General features: G+C 64.5%; 18 protein-coding genes. 6 read left to right on the forward strand and 12 right to left on the reverse strand.

What is annotated here, in order from left to right; translation table 11 throughout:
* The first annotated feature begins 11 nt into the window (after nt 1–11).
* Complete coding sequence (locus V5B44_RS12405; RefSeq protein ID WP_332359330.1) at nt 12–491, forward strand: mobile mystery protein A; 480 nt, start codon at nt 12–14, stop codon at nt 489–491.
* Between the two features lie 5 nt (nt 492–496).
* Complete coding sequence (locus V5B44_RS12410; RefSeq protein WP_332359608.1) at nt 497–1,081, forward strand: mobile mystery protein B; 585 nt, start codon at nt 497–499, stop codon at nt 1,079–1,081.
* Here V5B44_RS12410 and V5B44_RS12415 read toward each other — a convergent pair.
* Nucleotides 1,012–1,617, reverse strand: coding sequence for a helix-turn-helix domain-containing protein (locus V5B44_RS12415; RefSeq protein ID WP_332359331.1), 606 nt, complete (start codon nt 1,615–1,617; stop codon nt 1,012–1,014). The two genes, V5B44_RS12410 and V5B44_RS12415, sit on opposite strands and share 70 nt — an antisense overlap.
* Before the next feature lie 92 nt (nt 1,618–1,709).
* Here V5B44_RS12415 and V5B44_RS12420 point away from each other — a divergent pair, with 92 nt between their 5' ends.
* The gene (locus V5B44_RS12420) at nt 1,710–2,018 is read left to right on the forward strand and encodes a nucleotidyltransferase domain-containing protein (protein ID WP_332359332.1); all 309 of its coding nucleotides are present in this window, start codon (nt 1,710–1,712) and stop codon (nt 2,016–2,018) included.
* Nucleotides 2,019–2,079: 61 nt separating this feature from the next.
* Here the strand turns inward: V5B44_RS12420 and V5B44_RS12425 are convergent, their stop codons facing one another.
* Both V5B44_RS12425 and gltA read right to left on the reverse strand, forming a co-directional pair.
* Entirely contained in the window at nt 2,080–2,859 is a 780-nt protein-coding gene (locus V5B44_RS12425) for a DUF4239 domain-containing protein (protein WP_332359333.1), read from the reverse strand.
* 163 nt (nt 2,860–3,022) lie between these two features.
* Nucleotides 3,023–4,357 carry a citrate synthase gene (gltA, locus tag V5B44_RS12430; protein ID WP_332359334.1) on the reverse strand — a complete coding sequence of 445 codons (1,335 nt, stop codon included), beginning with the start codon at nt 4,355–4,357 and terminating at the stop codon, nt 3,023–3,025.
* Between the two features lie 309 nt (nt 4,358–4,666).
* On the opposite strand from gltA, the gene V5B44_RS12435 reads away from it, so the two are divergent.
* Together V5B44_RS12435 and V5B44_RS12440 are read left to right on the forward strand one after the other, a co-directional pair.
* Nucleotides 4,667–5,047: an antitoxin Xre-like helix-turn-helix domain-containing protein gene (locus tag V5B44_RS12435; protein ID WP_332359335.1), complete on the forward strand. Its 381-nt coding sequence runs from the start codon at nt 4,667–4,669 to the stop codon at nt 5,045–5,047.
* Nucleotides 5,007–5,732 carry an RES family NAD+ phosphorylase gene (locus V5B44_RS12440; protein ID WP_332359336.1) on the forward strand — a complete coding sequence of 242 codons (726 nt, stop codon included), beginning with the start codon at nt 5,007–5,009 and terminating at the stop codon, nt 5,730–5,732. The genes V5B44_RS12435 and V5B44_RS12440 overlap by 41 nt, the downstream gene beginning before the upstream one ends.
* Before the next feature lie 119 nt (nt 5,733–5,851).
* Here the strand turns inward: V5B44_RS12440 and V5B44_RS12445 are convergent, their stop codons facing one another.
* From V5B44_RS12445 to V5B44_RS12475, 7 genes are all read right to left on the reverse strand, one after another.
* The gene (locus V5B44_RS12445; RefSeq protein WP_332359337.1) at nt 5,852–6,271 is read right to left on the reverse strand and encodes a putative toxin-antitoxin system toxin component, PIN family; all 420 of its coding nucleotides are present in this window, start codon (nt 6,269–6,271) and stop codon (nt 5,852–5,854) included.
* The gene (locus V5B44_RS12450) at nt 6,271–6,510 is read right to left on the reverse strand and encodes a ribbon-helix-helix domain-containing protein (RefSeq protein ID WP_332359338.1); all 240 of its coding nucleotides are present in this window, start codon (nt 6,508–6,510) and stop codon (nt 6,271–6,273) included. The genes V5B44_RS12445 and V5B44_RS12450 overlap by 1 nt, the downstream gene beginning before the upstream one ends.
* A gap of 199 nt (nt 6,511–6,709) precedes the next feature.
* Nucleotides 6,710–8,344: an ATP-binding domain-containing protein gene (locus tag V5B44_RS12455; RefSeq protein ID WP_332359339.1), complete on the reverse strand. Its 1,635-nt coding sequence runs from the start codon at nt 8,342–8,344 to the stop codon at nt 6,710–6,712.
* A gap of 32 nt (nt 8,345–8,376) precedes the next feature.
* Nucleotides 8,377–9,153, reverse strand: coding sequence for a 2-phosphosulfolactate phosphatase (locus V5B44_RS12460; protein WP_332359340.1), 777 nt, complete (start codon nt 9,151–9,153; stop codon nt 8,377–8,379).
* The gene (locus V5B44_RS12465) at nt 9,129–9,986 is read right to left on the reverse strand and encodes an alpha/beta hydrolase (RefSeq protein WP_332359341.1); all 858 of its coding nucleotides are present in this window, start codon (nt 9,984–9,986) and stop codon (nt 9,129–9,131) included. Before V5B44_RS12465 ends, V5B44_RS12460 begins: the two co-directional genes overlap by 25 nt.
* 104 nt (nt 9,987–10,090) lie before the next feature.
* Nucleotides 10,091–10,717: a glutathione S-transferase family protein gene (locus V5B44_RS12470; protein ID WP_332359342.1), complete on the reverse strand. Its 627-nt coding sequence runs from the start codon at nt 10,715–10,717 to the stop codon at nt 10,091–10,093.
* Nucleotides 10,718–10,782: 65 nt separating this feature from the next.
* Nucleotides 10,783–11,490 (reverse strand): glutathione S-transferase family protein, encoded by a 708-nt coding sequence (locus V5B44_RS12475; RefSeq protein ID WP_332359343.1) that lies wholly within the window; start codon nt 11,488–11,490, stop codon nt 10,783–10,785.
* A 257-nt stretch (nt 11,491–11,747) separates the two neighbouring features.
* Here V5B44_RS12475 and V5B44_RS12480 point away from each other — a divergent pair, with 257 nt between their 5' ends.
* The gene (locus V5B44_RS12480) at nt 11,748–14,321 is read left to right on the forward strand and encodes an extracellular catalytic domain type 1 short-chain-length polyhydroxyalkanoate depolymerase (RefSeq protein WP_332359344.1); all 2,574 of its coding nucleotides are present in this window, start codon (nt 11,748–11,750) and stop codon (nt 14,319–14,321) included.
* 79 nt (nt 14,322–14,400) lie between these two features.
* On the opposite strand, the gene V5B44_RS12485 is transcribed toward V5B44_RS12480, so the two are convergent.
* Both V5B44_RS12485 and V5B44_RS12490 read right to left on the reverse strand, forming a co-directional pair.
* Nucleotides 14,401–15,177, reverse strand: a complete 777-nt coding sequence (locus V5B44_RS12485) for an enoyl-CoA hydratase (RefSeq protein WP_332359345.1) — start codon at nt 15,175–15,177, stop codon at nt 14,401–14,403.
* A 240-nt stretch (nt 15,178–15,417) separates the two neighbouring features.
* A complete protein-coding gene (locus tag V5B44_RS12490; RefSeq protein ID WP_332359346.1) occupies nt 15,418–16,884 on the reverse strand; it encodes a metal transporter in 1,467 nt (488 codons plus the stop codon).
* Nucleotides 16,885–17,080 lie beyond the last annotated feature (196 nt).

The raw sequence follows: 17,080 nt of genomic DNA on the forward strand, positions 1-17,080 counted from the left end.
GGTGCAATCAAATGAAAACAAACTTTCCCAAACTCAGGCTTCGCCAACTCGACGCCGCACTGGAACGCTGGCGTAGCGCGGATTTGCCGCCGCGTCCGCCGTCCGGCTGGATCAGGGCCATTCGCGATGGGCTGGGCATGTCCGCGACCTATCTCGCCAGCCGATTGAGCGTCGCCCCTTCCACGGTCATCCGGTTGGAGAGTTCGGAAGCTGACGAAACCATCAGCCTGGCCACCCTGCGCCGGGCCGCCGACGCCTTGGGCTGCGAACTACGCTACGCCCTGGTGCCCCGGAGGCCGCTCGAAGAAACGCTAGAGGCACGGGCTGCTGCGCTGGCGCTCGAGCAGATGGCAGCCATCAGCCACACCATGGCCCTGGAAGCCCAGGCCACGTCGCCGGCAGCCCGCGAGGAGCAGACCCGCGCCCTGATCGAAGCCCTGCGCTCCGGCTCCCAGCGTGCGCTGTGGAAGACCGACCGGCGGACTCGTTGAGCGACATGCCGATCAACCTCGACTACGCACCCGGCGCCACGCCGCTCGATGCTGACGAACTGGCCAGCCTGATTCCCGGCCACATCACCACGCAGGGCGAACTGAACGAGTGGGAGCAACTCAACATCGTTCAAGGCGACACCTGGGCGCGCAAGCGGCGCAAGGAAATCCTCGACGAAGGCTTCCTGCGCCGCCTGCACCAGCAGATGTTCGGCGAAACCTGGCGCTGGGCCGGCAGCTTCCGCAAATCGGACAAGAACATCGGCGTCGACTGGCTCCAGATCGGTGTCGAGTTGAAGAAGCTTCTCGACGACGTCCGCTTCCAGGTCGCGAACGGCAGCCTGCCGCTCGACGAAATCGCCGTCCGCTTCCATCACCGTCTCGTCGCCATCCATCCCTTTCCCAACGGCAACGGGCGCCACGCGCGGCTGATAGCCGATCTGCTCATCGAGCGCCTGGGCCGCCCCCGCTTCACCTGGGGCAGCGCCAGCCTGCCCGATGCGAATGAAACCCGGCAACGCTATATCGCCGCCCTGCAAGCCGCTGACGCGCGCGACATCGCCCCCTTGCTCGCCTTTGCCCGTAGCTGACCTCCCGAGACCATAACAATGAAAACCAACCTCTCCCGCGAACACCGCCGCATCCTCGAAGCCACCGCCGGCCAGGCGCGGGCTGCTGCCGAAACCGGCTTCAGGCGTTTCATCCCGCACTTCTCTTTCAGGAAAAGCCGCACCTGCGTCGGCGAGCGGCTCAAACCCGTAAGCGTTCTGATCGCATCCACTGCTTCATTGATCGAAGCCGGCGGATGGGCTAGAAGAGAAGCGGCTATCGTCTCCTGATGCGCCACCAGTTCGCTCTGCGGCCGACGAAAATGCAGTTCCTTCAGCCCTGCGACGCCGCCCTCCACATACTGCTGGAGGCAGGTACAAAGAGTCTTGCCGCTCACGCCCGCGAACCGCGCGATGTCTTGGTGTGCAAGCCCTTGGCTTTTCAGCCACAGCGCTTCCATCTTGCGCCGCACGTGTGGATACGGGTGCTGAAAACGCTCGTTTTCTAAGGCTTCCGCCGCCGCCTGGGTGGTCAGTCTCAGCATCGCAGCCTGTCTCTGCAGGAAGAACTTATTCAATTCTACAGCCAGTTAAGATCAGTAGTTAAAGTCGTTTGTGACCTGTATTGGTATACCTGGCCTGGCATCGTCGGGAGACATTCCGCAGATGAATGAAACAGCGGAGCGCCACAGTTCGTGAAGCCAATCCCGACACCGTGATCCTGTTTGGTTCGCGAGCACGCGGTGACTCTCGGCCGGATTCCGACGTCGATCTCCTGATCGTCGAGCCTGAGCCTTTCAGCCCACAGCGCAGTCGCTGCCAGGAAACTGCGCGCCTGTACCTGGCCCTGCGCAAGCTGGCGATGGGCAAGGATTTGGTCCTCTATGGTCGCGATGAAGTCGAGCGACTCAAGGATTCTGCGCACCCTGTCGTCGGTCGCGCCCTCAGGGAAGGAAGGGTCTTGTATCAGTGGGCGTGATTACGCGCGGGACTGGCGGTGGGTCAAGCAGGCCCTGGCGCAAGACTCGGAGCCACGGAGATCAGTTCATGCTCGCCCGCAGCTCGACCAGTGCCTGGTCGAACGCGTCAACCCGGATCAGGCCAAGGCGCGGATACTCGATGTCGATGATGATGTTTACCGCCAGCGCCATGGTTGCGGCGAAGCCGATCATGTGAATCCAGCTGCGCTTCTTGCCGCCGGCCATGCCGTAGCCGGCGAGCAGCGCGGCGACCAGTGCCAGTCCGAAGAGCAGGACGAAGATGACCATCGGCGGGTGTACCTGTGCGGCCATGGTGCGGGTGGTGGTGATGTCGATCATCTGGTTGAGCGCCGGCAGCAGCAGCATGTTGGCTGCCGGCGGCGCCTCGCTCATCCGGCCGGCGGCGACTGCCTGTCTCCAGATCTCGCCCTGCAGCTGGTTCGAACGGACCAGCTCTGCCCTGGCGGCCTCGATGTCCGGCAGCTTGCGATAGACCTCGAGCCGGGAATCGACGTAGCGCCGGAAGAGATCGCGCAGCGCCGGCTGCGCGCTGGCAGGCAACAGGTCGAGCCGCAGGTAGGCGGTGCCGATGTCGTTGGTTTCCTGGACGATCAGGTTCCGCCGTTCGTCAAACCGCGTCGCTGCGCCCGAGAAAGTGAAGGCGATGAGCAGGCCGAGCAGGGCGAAGACCGCCCCGTCCACCGCTCCGGTCCCGGCCTGCGCGCCTTCGGGATCGTTGGCGATCCGGCGAACGCCGATCCGTCGGCCGAGTTCGAGCAGCAGCACCATGCCGACGAACAGGCCGAGGGCGAGCAGCGAAGTGAGGGCGGCGTAGTCCATGGGAAGTGTCTCCTGGCTGATGAGTGCCGGCCATTGTCGTGGAAAAGCGGTGCCGCTGTATAGAGCAGGCCGTTACAGCAGGGGTGCTGACGAGCCGGAGCGCGAGCAGTGAGTCGATGACGACCGCCGGGCGCAGCGCGCCAATGCCCGGCGGTCGGCGAGATCAGCGATCGGCCAGCGGCACGTAGGCGCGCACGGGCTCGCCGGTGTAACGCTGGCGCGGCCGCGCGATGTGCTGGTCGGATGCCTCGATCATTTCCTTCCACTGGGCAATCCAGCCGATCGAGCGGCCAAGCGCGAACAGCGACGGGAACATCGCGGTCGGGAAGCCGATCGCCCGCAGCATGATTCCCGAGTAGAAGTCCACGTTCGGAAAAAGTTTGCGCTCGATGAAGTACTCGTCATCGAGGGCGATCCGTTCGAGCTCGAGCGCCAGTGCGAACAAGGGCTCGTCCTCCTTGCCCAGTTCGGCCAGCACCTCATGGCAGGATTCACGCAGCACTGCCGCCCGCGGATCGTAGTTCTTGTAGACCCGGTGGCCGAATCCGGTCAACCGGAAGGGATCGTTGCGGTCCTTGGCGCGTTTGATGTAGAGGGGGATGCGGTCCTTGCTGCCGATCTCCTCGAGCATGTTCACCACCGCCTCGTTCGCTCCGCCGTGATCGGGCCCCCACAAGGCCGTGATGCCGGCTGCGACGCAGGCATAGGGATTGGCACGGCTCGAACCGGCAATGCGCACCGTTGCCGTGGAGGCGTTCTGTTCGTGATCGGCATGCAGAACGAGGAAACGGTTGATGGCTCGCGCCAGGACCGGGTTGACCACGTATTCCTCGGCGGGAACGCCGAACGACATGCGCAGGAAGTTCTCGGCGTAGCCGAGATCGTTGCGCGGATAGAGAAACGGGCGTCCGAGCGAGTACTTGAAAGCCATGGCGCAGATCGTCGGCATCTTGGCGATCAAACGATGCGTCGCCACCATCCGTGCTTCCGGGTCGGTGATGTCGATGCGGTCGTGATAGAAGGCGCTCAGCGCGCCGACCGTGCCGACCATCACCGCCATCGGGTGGGCATCCCGGCGGAAGCCCTCGAAGAAGCGCTTGAACTGCTCGTGGACCATGCTGTGGTGCACGATCAGATCCCTGAAGCCGGCCAGTTCCGCGGCCGACGGCAGCTTGCTGTAGAGCAGGAGATAGCAGACATCGAGGAAATCGGCGTGCGCCGCAAGGTCTTCGATCGGGTAACCGCGGTGCAGGAGGATGCCTGCCTCGCCATCGATGTACGTGATCGCCGAATCGCAGCTGGCGGTCGACATGAAGCCCGGGTCGTAAGTCAGATAGCCCGTCTCGGCATAGAGGCGCCGGACGTCGATCAGCTTCGGACCATGGGTGCCGCCGAGGACGGGCAGCTCGTACTGTTTCCCGTCGGCGTGGAAGGCGATGCTTACCTTCTCGCCTTCTACCGGCGGCGTGACTTTCAGATCGGGAAGTTCGCGTTGCATGTCCGGGCCTCCTTGCTGCGCGCAGCTCGTGGTCACTCGTTGGTGCGGCGCCCGCCTGAAGAGTCGATCCTGTGGTCCGGCGTCCGCCCCCGCATGTTTCGGTCCTCTCGCGAATCGCCCTGGGGATGGCCGATCCGGTGGTTCCGTGGCCAGTATAGGCAGCCGCGGCGAGCGGCGTCAATGCCGCCAGCAACGGCCAGAGACCGCCAGGGTACCTCGAGTGCAACCCACGGCCCCTTCGCGAGACCCCGGTCATCACTTCCCACAGAAAGAACGGTCCGCTATAATTTCCCTGGAAAGGAGAACGAGATGTCCGGAACAAGCATTCAGGCGGTGAGCAAGGCCGAGCCCGCGGCCGTCCTGAGCAAGGCGGTGACGCGCGCAGCCGATCACCTGCACATCCAGCGCTCCCTTCTGGCCAAGGTACTCGGCATCAGCGCGGCCACGGTCAGCCGACTGTACTCCGGCGCCTACCAGCTCGACCAGAAGCGCAAGGAGTGGGAGCTGGCGGTGTTGTTCGTCCGCGCCTTCCGGTCGCTAGACTCCATCGTCGGTGAGCAGGAGACCGCGTGCAAATGGCTCGCCAGCAACAACCGCGGGCTCAACGGTCGCCCTGTGGACCTCATCGCCAACACCGAAGGACTGGTACGTGTCGTCCATTACCTGGACGCCTCCCGCAGTCTCGTCTGAGGCGCGCGACTGGCGCGGCTGGGTCTGGCGCATCGTCGAGGCGCAGCATGTGGCAGCGACGATGAAGATCGTCGATGACGCCGCCGAGCAGGAAGTCCTCGAGGCGCTGCTCGAAGCCAGCAAGCCGGCGGTACCCGAGGCGGCCAGCGGACTCGACTACCTGTTGGCGACCCCCTTTCGCTATCCGCCCGCGGCACACGGCTCCCGCTTTCGCGCCGTCACCGATCCCGGCGTCTTCTACGGTGCCGCAACGATCCGCACCGCCTGCGCCGAACTCGGCTACTGGCGCTGGCGCTTCCTGCAGGATGCCGAAGACCTGGCGCGCATCGGCCCGGTCGCCCACACTGCCTTCCGCGCCGAGTTGCGCACCACGGCCGTCGACCTGCGCGACGCCCCCTTCCGGACAGACGCCGCCGCCTGGACGCACCCCAGCGACTACGCGGCGACGCAGTCCTTCGCTCGCGTCGCCCGGGACGGTGGCGTCGGGGCGGTCATCTATCGCTCGGTGCGGGCACCCGAGCCGAGCTGGTGTCTCGCCGTTCTGACGCCGGCAGCCTTCGCCGGCCGGAAGCCGCATCCGGCCACGCAAAGCTGGTGGCTGGTGGTCAATCGCGCCGAGGTCATCTGGCGGCGCGATCACGAGCTGATCGCCCTGGCGATGCCTTTCCCGGCGACGACGACGTAGCCGCTGCCGGCGCGCCAGAGCGCCCCGGCAGATTCCGCCAGCTCGTCGGCAGAGAGGGGGTCGGGAAAGCGCCCGTAGCGTTCGATTGCCTGGTGGACAGGAAGCCGACCGGCCTGGCCTCAAAGCGCCTCGGCGCAGAAGGCGGCGGGGGTGACGATGCGTCTGCGGCCGATGCTGCCCGATTGCAGCAGCCCGGCACGGCGATCACCCGTTACCAGGTAGTCTGCGTCGCCGGCCAGTGCCATCGCGAGCAGGAAAGCGTCGTTCGGATCGCTCACTTCGTCGCCCTCCGGCAGGGTCGGCAGACGCTCCAGGACGATGGCGCGCTGCATGTTCTTGACCATCGTGCCGATGCGGTGCGCGGGCAGAATGGCCTTGAGCTTTGGGTAACGGCTCACGCGCCGCAGTTCATCGAGCTGCGCCAATGATGTCACCAGCTCGAAGCGCACGGCGCGCCAGGCGCGATAGATGGCGTCAGGCGGGCCGTGCGGCGAATTCAACGCGCCAAGCAGCACGTTGGTGTCCAGGATGACGCGCATCAGTGCTCACGTGCCCATTGCACCGCCTCCTCGATGAGGTCGGTCAGTTCCGGCTCGCTCATGCCAGCGGCGGCGGACTTGGCCTGATCAACGGCCCGCTCCAGCAGGAAGGCGCGCACGGCCTCCTCGATGAAGCGCGATAGGTCGCCCTTGCGGCCGCCCCCCTGCGCGGCGATGAACATGCGCACGGATTGATCCACGTCCGGCGACACGGCGATGTTCCAGCGAACAGTGTTCATGATGTCCTCCAAAAAGGTGTTTGAGCGCATAAGTGTTTATGCACCATTCGACGTATCCTGCAATCGGTTCGATAGAACATTGCTTTTACAAGACTCCTGGAGCCCACGCGAGCCTACCATCTCGCTGGGGGACTTCTCAGAAAGTGCTCCAGCTTATGCTTCCAGGTAGCTGTTAACGTTGCTTAAATGTTCCGACTGCTCAGCCGATGCGTTCGATCAGTCTGGCCGCTGATTTCTCGTGCAAGACGAGGATCAGCTTCAGCGAGCTGCGCGTGGCGCCGACGAAGAGCTTGCGCACGGCCTGGTCGTCGAGTACGTCGAAATCGATCTCGGCCAGGATGATCGCCGGTGCCGCCTGGCCCTTGAAGCGGTAGACCGATTCGACGAGGAGGTCGCCCTGACTATACACCGGCTGTCCGAAGAGGTCGTAGTCGCCGGTGAAGTGGCGCAGACTGGTCTGGCCCAGGCGGTCGAGCGCCAGGAGCCGTGACTGCTCACGGCCATGATAGCTGACGATGGCGACGTCGTGCTTCCTGAAGCCGGCGGAGTAGCAGAGCCGGATGGCCTCCTTGACGCGGGCGAACAGGCCCGGCGTGTCGGTATAGTCGAGGAATTCGATGTCGTCGGCAGCGATCGGCGAGGCCGCCTCGATGTCGAGGTCGCCGGGCAGCAGCTGGCGCAAGAACTCGACGATCGGCCGCGGGCTGCGGTAGTTGCTCTGCGCGCGCAACGTCACCCAGCCGGGCAGCGGCGTTGGCGGGCGTCCGTAGAGGTTCTGCAGCGGGTCTTCGAGCCACAGGAGGCGCGCATCGGCGCGCGCATGGCGAAAGATGAAGTCGCGCCATTTTGGCGAGATGTCCTGGCCCTCGTCGACGATCACCGTGTCGAACAGGAAGGCCGCACTGACCGGCAGCTCGGCGGCCCTCTTCTGCAGGTGCTCGAAGGCGTCGGATGCGGTGAAGTCCGGCGTTTCGCCGGCGTGGCGCAGGCGCTGGTCGCAGAGCTGGTGGTAGGTGCAGGCGAGGCCGCCGGCCGGGGCGATGCGGCTGAAGTGATCGGCCAGCGGGCGGTTGAAGCAGACGTAGAGCGGCCGCCTGCCGGCTTCGAGGGTGGCGCGGTATTCGGCCAGGGCGAGCTGGGTCTTGCCCGAGCCGGCGGTGCCGGTGACCCGCAGGCGGAAGGGCTCGAAGTCGAGCCGCCGCGCCCAGTGGGCAAGGCCGCCGGAAAGCCGGGTGACAAGTTCGCGGGCGTGCCCCATCAGCGCGCTGACGTCGGTGTCGAGCTGGATCAGGTTGCGCAGGAAAGCGTGCACCTTGGGCGCGGCGGGCGTCTCCTCACCAGCCGGCAGGAGTCGCTGGATGATTCGGCAGATCTGGCCGCGGCGGCTGGCGTCGACGATGCGTTCAGGGACGAGGCCGGCAGTTTCGGGGTTCCTGACCGTGTAGTCCGGGCAGTAGAGGAGGGCGTCGGTGGCGATCGAGGGAATGTCGCCACGCGCCGCGAGCTTGCCACGGAGGTTGCCGACCATGCGCGAAATCTGCACGGGAACGCTCTTCGACTTGCCCGGGTATTGCTTGACCAGGCCCGCCGCCGTTTCATCGAGAAAGCCGCTCTTCTGCTCGATGAGCAACAGGTCCCCGGCAAGATTGACGACGGCGAAGTCGATCTCCCCGTAGATCGCATGGCCGCCGTCGATACCGGTCCAGTGCACCGCGTGGTAGACCGTATAGTCGTCGGGCAGGCCGCTGGCGAGGCGGGCGAGGGTTTCGATCTCGCGTTGCGCGGCGCCGGTGACGGCGAGTTCGCGCCAGCCGTCGGGAAGGATGCGGGCCATCGTCAGTCAGGGCGGGGCAGGGGACGGAACAGCTACTTTTCCTGCAACCTGAGGCCGTTGCGGAGTTGACCCTTGGCGCCTTCGCGGCCGCTGCGCAAAGGACTTTCCTGACCGGCGCGTGACCGGTTGAGCTGCAGGTGACCGTCCGAGTGCGAGGCCCGCAGGGCGAAGTCGAAACGATCCGGCTGAGCGCAAAGAGCGAGATCGCCCGGTGGCAGGTTGGGGTTGTTGCCGGCCTGAAAGCGGCGACCGAAATCGGAGTCGCGCACGCGCGCTGCGTAGTGTTCAGGATCGGGGTCCTGGCCGTGCAGCAGCGCATCGAGATAGTCCGCGCAGGCCACATCTTCATCGCCGTCACGATCGACCCATTCGCCGGTGATCACGAAGCACACCTCGTCCGGCTGGAAATCGAGCAACGCCGTGGCGGTGGCCCGACCAAGGACAAGGCTGCCGGCAAAGAGCGCGCGCGCGTGGCGAAAACGGGTCAGGCCGCGCACGCCGGCTGCAGTCGTCTGAATCAGCGGCCGGCCGGCGAGACTGGCGCCCTGCAGCGCCGACGGCGAGTTGCCGAAATCGAAACCGGGTATGGGGTCGCCACCGCCGACGGCGCCGGTGGTCACTGCATCGGGCAAGCGCCGCTGCAGGCGGAAGGCGCCGGCGATCGTTTCCACCGGATAGATGGTGCTGGCGCCGGCGGCGAAAGCGTAGGCCGCGGTGGTGAAGGAACGCAGGACGTCGATCACCACCACGGCATCTTGCGGCTCGTGCGCCGGATCAAGGCGATTCAGGAAGATGCGGCGAGTGCGCATTCTGGCTCCAATCGCGTTACCGGCATCGGTTGCGGTCCTTCGAGTCGCTCCAGCCAGTCGACGATGCAGGCCGCGCAGGCTCTCCAGTGCTGATCGAGGATCATGGCGTGGCCGGCTTCGGGGATGATCTGCAGTTCGGCTTGCCAGCGTCTGGCGACACGCCGGACCATGTGCGGCGGAAACACGGCATCGAGCTCGCCGCCGACCACCAGCACTGGTCGGTCGGGCACCTTCGGCAGCCAGCGCCAGCAGAGCAGTGCCATGTCGCAGATGGCGCGCAGGGATTCGGGTTGCACCAGTTGGGCCAGACGCAGGACCACTTCGGGCCTTGTTGCGGGCGTGAAGTAGACTTCCTTGAGGACGCGAAGGCCGTCCGAGTCGAAGGCTCCCCGGGTCATCCTGGAGACTTCACGGAGGAATTGCGGGTAGCGGATGAGGAGATTCATTGCCGATTCGAGCGTGCCGTGCGGCGGCACCGGCGACATCAGGACGCCAGCGCTGGCCAGTGACTGCTCGAGCACGCGCTCGGCGAGGAAGGCGCCCATCGAGTGCCCGATGACCACCGGTGTCCTGCCGAGATCCGCGACCACCTGCAAGACGTCGGCCAGGTAATCGTCGAGGCTCAGCGTGTCGAGAGGCGCGCGCGCCTCGCTGTGGCCGTGCCCGGAAAGGTCCAGTGCGTAGCAGTCAAAGCCACGGCTGGCAAAGTAGGGAAGGAAGTGGGCCTGCCAGCACCTGGCGTCGACATAGCCGCCGTGCACGAAGAGCAGCGGTGGTCGGTTCGAGGGGGCGACTGGCGCGTGATGGAAGGTGTGAACTTGACGTCGGACCATGAGGGGTCTCCGGGAGGGGGCAGTAACGATCAGTCAGCCTGAGCGAGGTCTGGACTTGAACCTGCGGCCGTATCAGCTCGCCGGCTGCAGGTCCTGCCGGTGGGTCAGGTACCCTCGCTGGCGCTGGCGCGCCCGGCCACGCGGTCGCGCCAGGCCTGGAGATGCGGCATGCCTTCCTGGGCGGGCTGAAATCTCATCAGGCCGCGCGCAAATTCGACGGCACAGAAAGCAGTGATGTCGGCGATGGTGAAGCGTTGGCCGGCAACGAAGGGGTGATCGGCGAGTTCGCTGTCAAGCCAGCGCGCCACTTCGCGCACCTTTTCTCCCTGCGAGCGGCCGAAGTCCGGAAACTGGGGTTGTTCGAGCGGCGCCAACCCCGGGTGGGTGTGCCGGATCCAGTTGGCGATGCCTCCGAAAAGGTACAGTTCGACTCGCCGGTCCGCCATCTCGATGAAGGCACGTTCTTCAAAGTCGCTGCCCATCAGGTTGGGCAGCGGCGCCAGGCCCTCGAGATAGGTACAGATGGCGCGCGTTTCACCGAGCACGCGTCCGTCGTCCAGTTCGAGAACCGGGACTTTGGCCATTGGGTTGCGGGCGAGAAAGGCCTCGTCGCGGTGCTGACCCTTGCCAAGGTCGATGACCTCGCGCTCGATGCCGGACAGTCCCTTCTCGGCAATGAACATCAGTACCCGGCGTGGGTTGGGCGCCCGTGGTGAGACGAAAAGTTTCATCTGGTTCTCCTGGCTTGAGAATTTGCTGGATGAGCGCGGTGGGCGGGCGGTGGGGTGGGGCAGGCTCAGACGCCGCCCTGGCGCGACTGGCCCATCTCGACCATCTGGCGTGCCTCTTCGGCGAACTGCCGTGCCTTGTCGTCGTCGGCGTCGCGGTCGATCGCCAACGGGGGCGTGTTGATGCCTTTCTGCACCGCCGGGCGGGCGCGAATCTGGCCCAGCCAGCGCTGCAGGTGCGGCAGGTCATCGACGTCCACTCCCGACCAGCGATGTGTGCGAACCCAGGCCCAGTTGGCAATATCGGCAATCGAATAGTCCCCCGCCAGGAACTCATGCTCCCGGAGATGGCTGTCGAGGACGCGGAACAATCGCCTGCACTCGCCCTGGTAGCGGTCGATCGCCGGCTGGATTTTTTCGGGGAAATAGCGGAAGAAGACGTTCGCCTGCCCCATCATTGGCCCGATGCCTCCCATCTGGAACATCAACCACTGGATGACCTGCGAACGACCCCTGCGGTCTTGCGGCATCAGGCGGCCGGTCTTTTCGGCGAGATACATCAGGATGGCGCCCGACTCAAAAACGGCAAAGTCGTCCTCGGCGCGATCGACGATCGCTGGAATGCGACCGTTGGGGTTGATTGCCAGGAACCAGGGCTGCTTCTGCTCGCCCTTCGACAGGTTCAGCGTGTGCGCCGTGTAGGGCAGGGCGAGTTCCTCCAGGGCAATGGAGATCTTGTGCCCGTTAGGGGTGGCGGCGGTGTACAGGTCGATCATTGGCTTGGGTTCCCGGGCGCGACCGATGAGATCGGGTTGGGTAGCAAAAGCGGGGCAGGCGGCAACGAATCTTACCGCAATCACCCGGTCCTGGTGAGGCACACCGGGCAAGCGGCGGGTCCCGAGTGTTCGCCGCTGTCGTCCTCGGCAGCCCCGGAATCGGGCCTGGCCGGACGCAGGCCGCGGTACAAAATGATTTGTTGTCACTTACTCAATAAATACGTGCACATTTCACGGAGGCGTGTTATCGTTGCCTCATGGTAAATGGACTTGCACGCTACGATTTCAGCGAACGACTGGCCGACATTCTCGGTGAGTCGCGTCGGGACCTGCGCTTTCGGGTGACGCTGATGGTCACCGGGGGCTTGATGCTTCCCGGACCGCGGGGGCGGGGTTCGCCACCAGCGACCCCTGAGTACGCCGCGCAGCTGCTGATCGGGACGATGGCCGCGCCGCAACAGTCGCAGACGGTCGAGGCGATCAGCTGCTATGCCGGCTTGCAGCCGACGGTGGTCGCGGCGGGAGACAACAGCCCGCGGGTGCTCTTCGGCCCGGCGGTGACCGCCGCGAATGCCGAGCAGTGTGCCACCTCGTCGATCCGGCTGGAAGGGCTGTCCTTCGGTGAGGCGCTGGCCGCCTTGCTGCAGTTGGCCTGTGCCGAGGAGACGCGGCCGATAGTCGCCAGCGAACTGTTCGGCGTCTGGATCAACCGAGGCTGCCCGGTTGCCTCGCTCCAGTTCAGCAGCTGGTGGCAGGGCCGGCGGGCCGTCATCAGTCACACCTATGGCCTGGGCCCGGACGCCGCTCCGCCGGCCTGGCTTGATCCCCAGCGTGGTGGCGTGGTCGCCCCAGGCCTGTTCCACTCCGTTTTCTTGCCGGTCCGGAAGTTGATCGAGATCGGTTTGCTCACTACATTGTCCGACGACAGGAGTAATCCAATGCTGAATAAACTGGGCCATAAAGTGGCCGCCATCGCCAAAATGGCAAAACTCGCGGCGAAGACGCCGCACGGTAGCCGCTGGGAGAAACTCCTGTCGGCACTGACTGCGGTGCAGGCCTGGTCAGAACAGGTGGATTCGCAGGAGAACCGCTTGCGCGAAGTCACCAACTTTGGCTCCAACCCGGGCGAATTGCGGATGTATAGCTACGTCCCCGAACGGCTGCCGGCCAACGCACCGCTGGTCGTCGTGCTGCACGGCTGTACGCAGAGCGCCGCCTCCTACAACAAGGGCAGCGGCTGGTCGACGGTGGCCGATCGTTACGGTTTTGCGCTCTTGTTGCCGCAGCAGAACTGGAACAACAATCCGCTGCGCTGCTTCAACTGGTTCAAGCCGGAGGACAACGAGCGCGAAAAGGGTGAGCCGCTGTCGATCAGGCAAATGGTAGACAGAATGGTCGCGGATCATGGCCTTGATCGCCGCCGGGTGTACGTGACCGGGACGTCATCGGGCGGCGCGATGACGACCATCATGCTGGCGACCTATCCAGAGGTGTTTGCCGGCGGCGCTGTGCTCGCCGGGGTTCCCTACCGTACCGCCAGGGGCTTGCAGGAGGGCCTCGAGAGCATTTTCCAGGGGCGTTCCCGTTCGGCCCGGGAGTGGGGCGAACTGGTGCGGGCAGCATCGCCGCACCAGGGATCCTGGCCGAAGCTTTCGGTCTGGCACGGCGACGCCGACACCACCGTCAAGCCGGTCAACGCGGACGAAATCATCAAGCAATGGACCGACCTGCACGGCCTGGATCTGCAGCCGACCGTGCAGATGACGGTCGACGGGTATCCGCGCCGCGTCTGGCAGGGGCCGGACGGCGATGAACTGATCGAGTCCTACACGGTGACCGGCATGTCGCACGGTGCCGCGCTGGACCCGGGCGCCGAACCGCATCAGTGCGGTACGGCCGCGCCGTTCTTCAATGCGGTCGGGATTTCGTCGACACACCGGATCGCGGATTTCTGGGGCCTGCTGGCCGAACGTCCGGCCAGCGCGAAAGAGCCGGCGGCAGCCGAGCAAGCTGGGAGGAGTGCGGCCAGTGCAGCGGCTGCCGAGAGCATCGGTGGCGCGAACCGATTCAGCGGTGGCGAGCGGGTGGTCAACGACGAGAATGCTGCGGATGCTGGTCAGGGCTACGCTTCCGGACCGAAGGATCAGCGCGCTGCGACCAACCGGCCCTTCGGCCTCGACGTGCATGGCATCATTTCGGCCTCTCTGGCGGCCGCAGGACTGCTGAAGGCCGGGCGGAGCCGTCGCACGGACAGCACGGCGCCGCTCGGCATCGACGTGCCGGGGATCATTTCGACGGCGCTGGAGGCAGCTGGAGTGCTGAAAGGCGTCGGCCAGCGCGCCGGTTCGGCGGCGTCCGCAGGCAGCCTGAAGGCTGCTGGCTGGGAGGGGTCCGGCTGGGAGCTGCTGCTCGACGACCCGCGTGCCTTCCGCGGCGGCTCGATGCTCCATGGCCACGCCTCGTCAGGTGACCGTGGCGCCCTGGGAGCAAGGGCGCAGTCGATCTCGCGGCAGGTCAAACTGGGTCCGCAGCCGGAACTGAGTTACGTCCGGCGGCTCGATCTCAGCGCCGGAGTCAATGATTACACCAGCGCGAGTTTCCGAGTCCTGATCGATGGCCAGGTCGTCGACGAGGTGACGGCCCTCGGCATGGTCCACCAGGAAACCGAATGGCTGCGCCAGTCGGCGATTGATCTGTCGCGCTTTGCCAACCGCACGGTGACGCTGACCCTGGAAGTGGCAGCGTGTTCAAACATCTACAGTACGGTTCACGCCAAGGCCTGGGTGGACCAGATCACGGTTCACAACGCGGTCGATCTGGCCCACTGCTGAGAGCACTGCTACTCCGCCACTCAGCGCCGGCTCACCGGCGTCCTTGCTGGGCGCCGGTCGAAGCGGTAGCAGCCGAGGGTCAGCGGTTGGTGAAGGCGGCTTTGCGCTTTTCGACGAAAGCCGCCATACCCTCTTTCTGATCGTCGAGGGCAAAGGCCGAGTGGAAGGTGCGACGTTCGAACAGCAGGCCTTCGGACAACGAGCTTTCGTAGGAGCGATTGATGCATTCCTTGATCATCATCACGACCGGCAGCGAGAAGCCGGCGATGCGCGTGGCAGTGGACATTGCTTCGTCGAGCAGCTTGTCGGCCGGAACGACGCGTGAAACGAGGCCGGCGCGTTCGGCTTCGACAGCGTCGATGTTGCGCGAGGCAAGGCACATTTCCATCGCCTTGGCCTTCGAGATGGCGCGCGGCAGACGCTGCGTGCCGCCTGCGCCGGGAAGGATCCCCAGGCGGACTTCGGGTTGACCAAACTGGGCATTGTCAGCCGCCAGGATGATGTCGCACATCATCGCCAGTTCGCAACCGCCACCCAGGGCATAGCCGGCGACAGCCGCGATGACCGGCTTGCGGCAGTTCTTGAGCGTGTCCCAGTTGCGCGTGATGAAATCGCCCTTGTAGGCTTCCATGTAGCTGAGTGACTGCATCACGGTGATGTCGGCGCCAGCGGCGAAAGCCTTGTCCGAGCCGGTGATGACGATCGCCCCGATGTTTTCGTCAGCCTCGAAGGTGCCAAGCGCCTTGCCGAGCTCGTCCATCAGGTCATCGTTCAGGGCATTCAGCTGCTTCGGGCGGTTGAGAGTGATCAAGCCGACTTTTCCGCGCACTTCGACGTTAATGTTGTCGTAGCTCATAAAGGATCTCCGGAGTAAAAATGGGTTGATGCAAGCGCCCGCCGGGCGGGAGCTCGTCGGTGTTCTGGTCGGAACTGGCGCCGAGGACGCTGTCCTGGATGACTGATTGTTCCCAGCTCCGTACCTGGAAGAAAGCGTCGCCGGCCTGAATGCGGGATCTCAGGCCGGCGACGCCGATTGACGGCTATGGTGCGGCAGTTAGCGATGCCGCTTCGTCAGCCGCCAGGTGACTCCTGCCAATCAGGAGATGTCCATCTGGAACTTCACTGGTCCGCGGGAATCCTTGCCGTTGGCGTCCTTGAACGTGCCATTGACCGGCGCCTTCTTGCCGTACGGGCTGGTCAGGATGGCGACGTGACCGCCGAAGAAGGCAACCGACTCAAGACCATTCCAGCCCTCGAGGAACTTGTTGCCGGCGGTGGCACAGGGCGGCGTGACCAGGTCGTCCTTGATCGCGTAGTTCTGGTACCAGGGAACCTTGAGATCGATCAGGCTCTTGATGTTCAGCGGCTGGTCAAAGAGTTTCACCGGCAGCGTGCCGTCATCGCCAATCGGATCCTGGAAGGTGTGCGAACTCATGTTGGCGATCGCGCGCGGCAGGTGCACCCGTTCCTTGAGCAGCCAGCGGAAGAGGGCGGCCGGCGTCTTGCCCGGGTTCATGTCGGTGGCACGTTGCAGTGAAGCCTGGTCGAGAACCTTGACCAGCGGCGTCTCCCGGTCGATGGCGACGAAGCGCATCCCGAGACTCAGCAGGTAGCCGTTGGCGACCTTGTTGCCGCTCGGCAGCGTCGTGGTGGTGAAGTCGTGGTGCATCGTCGGCATGCCGCTGATCGCCTCACTATAGGTTCCGTCAACCGGCGTGACGTTGGTAATGAGTGCGTCGCAGACGTCCTTCAACTTGCCCGACAGGATATTCATCAGCGAGATGTAACCGCCCTGGCAGGTGCCGTTCAGCGTCACTTTCTTGCCGTCGTTGAGTTCCATGACCTTGGCGCAGAGCTGGCGTGTCTGTTCGCAGTCCTCTTCGGGCGTCATCGTCTGGACTTTCTCGTTGGTCATGATGTCCTTGACGACGCGGACGTAGGTCGGAATGCCCTCATTGGCAAACGAATGGGCATAACTCTTGTTCTCGTACGGCAGGAAGGCCAGGATGTGTACGCCCAGCATGTACGGTGGTACGAGAATGACCGGCTTGAGATGCTCATTCACCTTGACGCCTTCCTTGAGCGGTAGCACTTGGTAGAGCTCGAAGGCGTCCGTTTCGTGTACCAGCTTGTAGGCAGAGGTGTTGAAGTGGAACCCGAACTCGTCGCCGATCGCCTCGATCTGCTCGTGGAAGTTCGCGACTGCTTCCATGATTTCGGCTTCGCGCCGCATGTAGCCGCCGAGCTTTTCACCTTCGGAGTTCAGGACCGTGTTCAGGAAGGCGCGGGTCGCTTCTTCCATCTGGTCGAAAGCGTAGTCGGCCATCTTGCCTTGCGCGCCGGCCATCCCCTTGCGCATCATGCCCACGTTGTGTTCCATGATCTCGAAGGTTTCCAGCATGCTCAGCGGATTGTCGCGTGCCGCAGTCATGGCGATGTGAGCGGCAATGAAGAGATTGTCATTGAACTCGTTAATTTCTCGGTTCGATGAGCGCATCATCGCCAATGTGTAGCGCATCCAACTGGCCGTGAAATCCGGCATTTCCTTCAGCAGTGCAAACATTTTCCAACCTCCAACAATTAACGTCAGCCAAAACGGGTCAGCCCGCAGGGGCAACCCACGATTACCGTGGTTCCGCCTGGAAGGCGGATACCGGTGATTCCTCTAGAATTCCTCGCGCGACTTTGGCCACCGAAAATCGCCCTTTTGAAACCCATTCACTCGGGCACTATTGCGCGCCGCACAATGCATTCTACTC

The sequence above is a fragment of the Candidatus Accumulibacter necessarius genome (genome assembly GCF_036625085.1).

Bases quoted from the DNA above. Each gene is read 5' to 3' on its own strand.
- V5B44_RS12425 (WP_332359333.1), bottom strand. From the start codon at position 2,859: ATGGACTACGCCGCCCTCACTTCGCTGCTCGCCCTCGGCCTGTTCGTC.
- V5B44_RS12410 (WP_332359608.1), top strand. From the start codon at position 497: ATGCCGATCAACCTCGACTACGCACCCGGCGCCACGCCGCTCGATGCT.
- V5B44_RS12490 (WP_332359346.1), bottom strand. From the start codon at position 16,884: ATGTTTGCACTGCTGAAGGAAATGCCGGATTTCACGGCCAGTTGGATG.
- V5B44_RS12470 (WP_332359342.1), bottom strand. From the start codon at position 10,717: ATGAAACTTTTCGTCTCACCACGGGCGCCCAACCCACGCCGGGTACTG.
- V5B44_RS12420 (WP_332359332.1), top strand. From the start codon at position 1,710: ATGAAACAGCGGAGCGCCACAGTTCGTGAAGCCAATCCCGACACCGTG.
- V5B44_RS12465 (WP_332359341.1), bottom strand. From the start codon at position 9,986: ATGGTCCGACGTCAAGTTCACACCTTCCATCACGCGCCAGTCGCCCCC.
- V5B44_RS12460 (WP_332359340.1), bottom strand. From the start codon at position 9,153: ATGCGCACTCGCCGCATCTTCCTGAATCGCCTTGATCCGGCGCACGAG.
- gltA (WP_332359334.1), bottom strand. From the start codon at position 4,357: ATGCAACGCGAACTTCCCGATCTGAAAGTCACGCCGCCGGTAGAAGGC.
- V5B44_RS12475 (WP_332359343.1), bottom strand. From the start codon at position 11,490: ATGATCGACCTGTACACCGCCGCCACCCCTAACGGGCACAAGATCTCC.
- V5B44_RS12450 (WP_332359338.1), bottom strand. From the start codon at position 6,510: ATGAACACTGTTCGCTGGAACATCGCCGTGTCGCCGGACGTGGATCAA.
- V5B44_RS12455 (WP_332359339.1), bottom strand. From the start codon at position 8,344: ATGGCCCGCATCCTTCCCGACGGCTGGCGCGAACTCGCCGTCACCGGC.
- V5B44_RS12480 (WP_332359344.1), top strand. From the start codon at position 11,748: ATGGTAAATGGACTTGCACGCTACGATTTCAGCGAACGACTGGCCGAC.
- V5B44_RS12445 (WP_332359337.1), bottom strand. From the start codon at position 6,271: ATGCGCGTCATCCTGGACACCAACGTGCTGCTTGGCGCGTTGAATTCG.
- V5B44_RS12485 (WP_332359345.1), bottom strand. From the start codon at position 15,177: ATGAGCTACGACAACATTAACGTCGAAGTGCGCGGAAAAGTCGGCTTG.
- V5B44_RS12405 (WP_332359330.1), top strand. From the start codon at position 12: ATGAAAACAAACTTTCCCAAACTCAGGCTTCGCCAACTCGACGCCGCA.
- V5B44_RS12435 (WP_332359335.1), top strand. From the start codon at position 4,667: ATGTCCGGAACAAGCATTCAGGCGGTGAGCAAGGCCGAGCCCGCGGCC.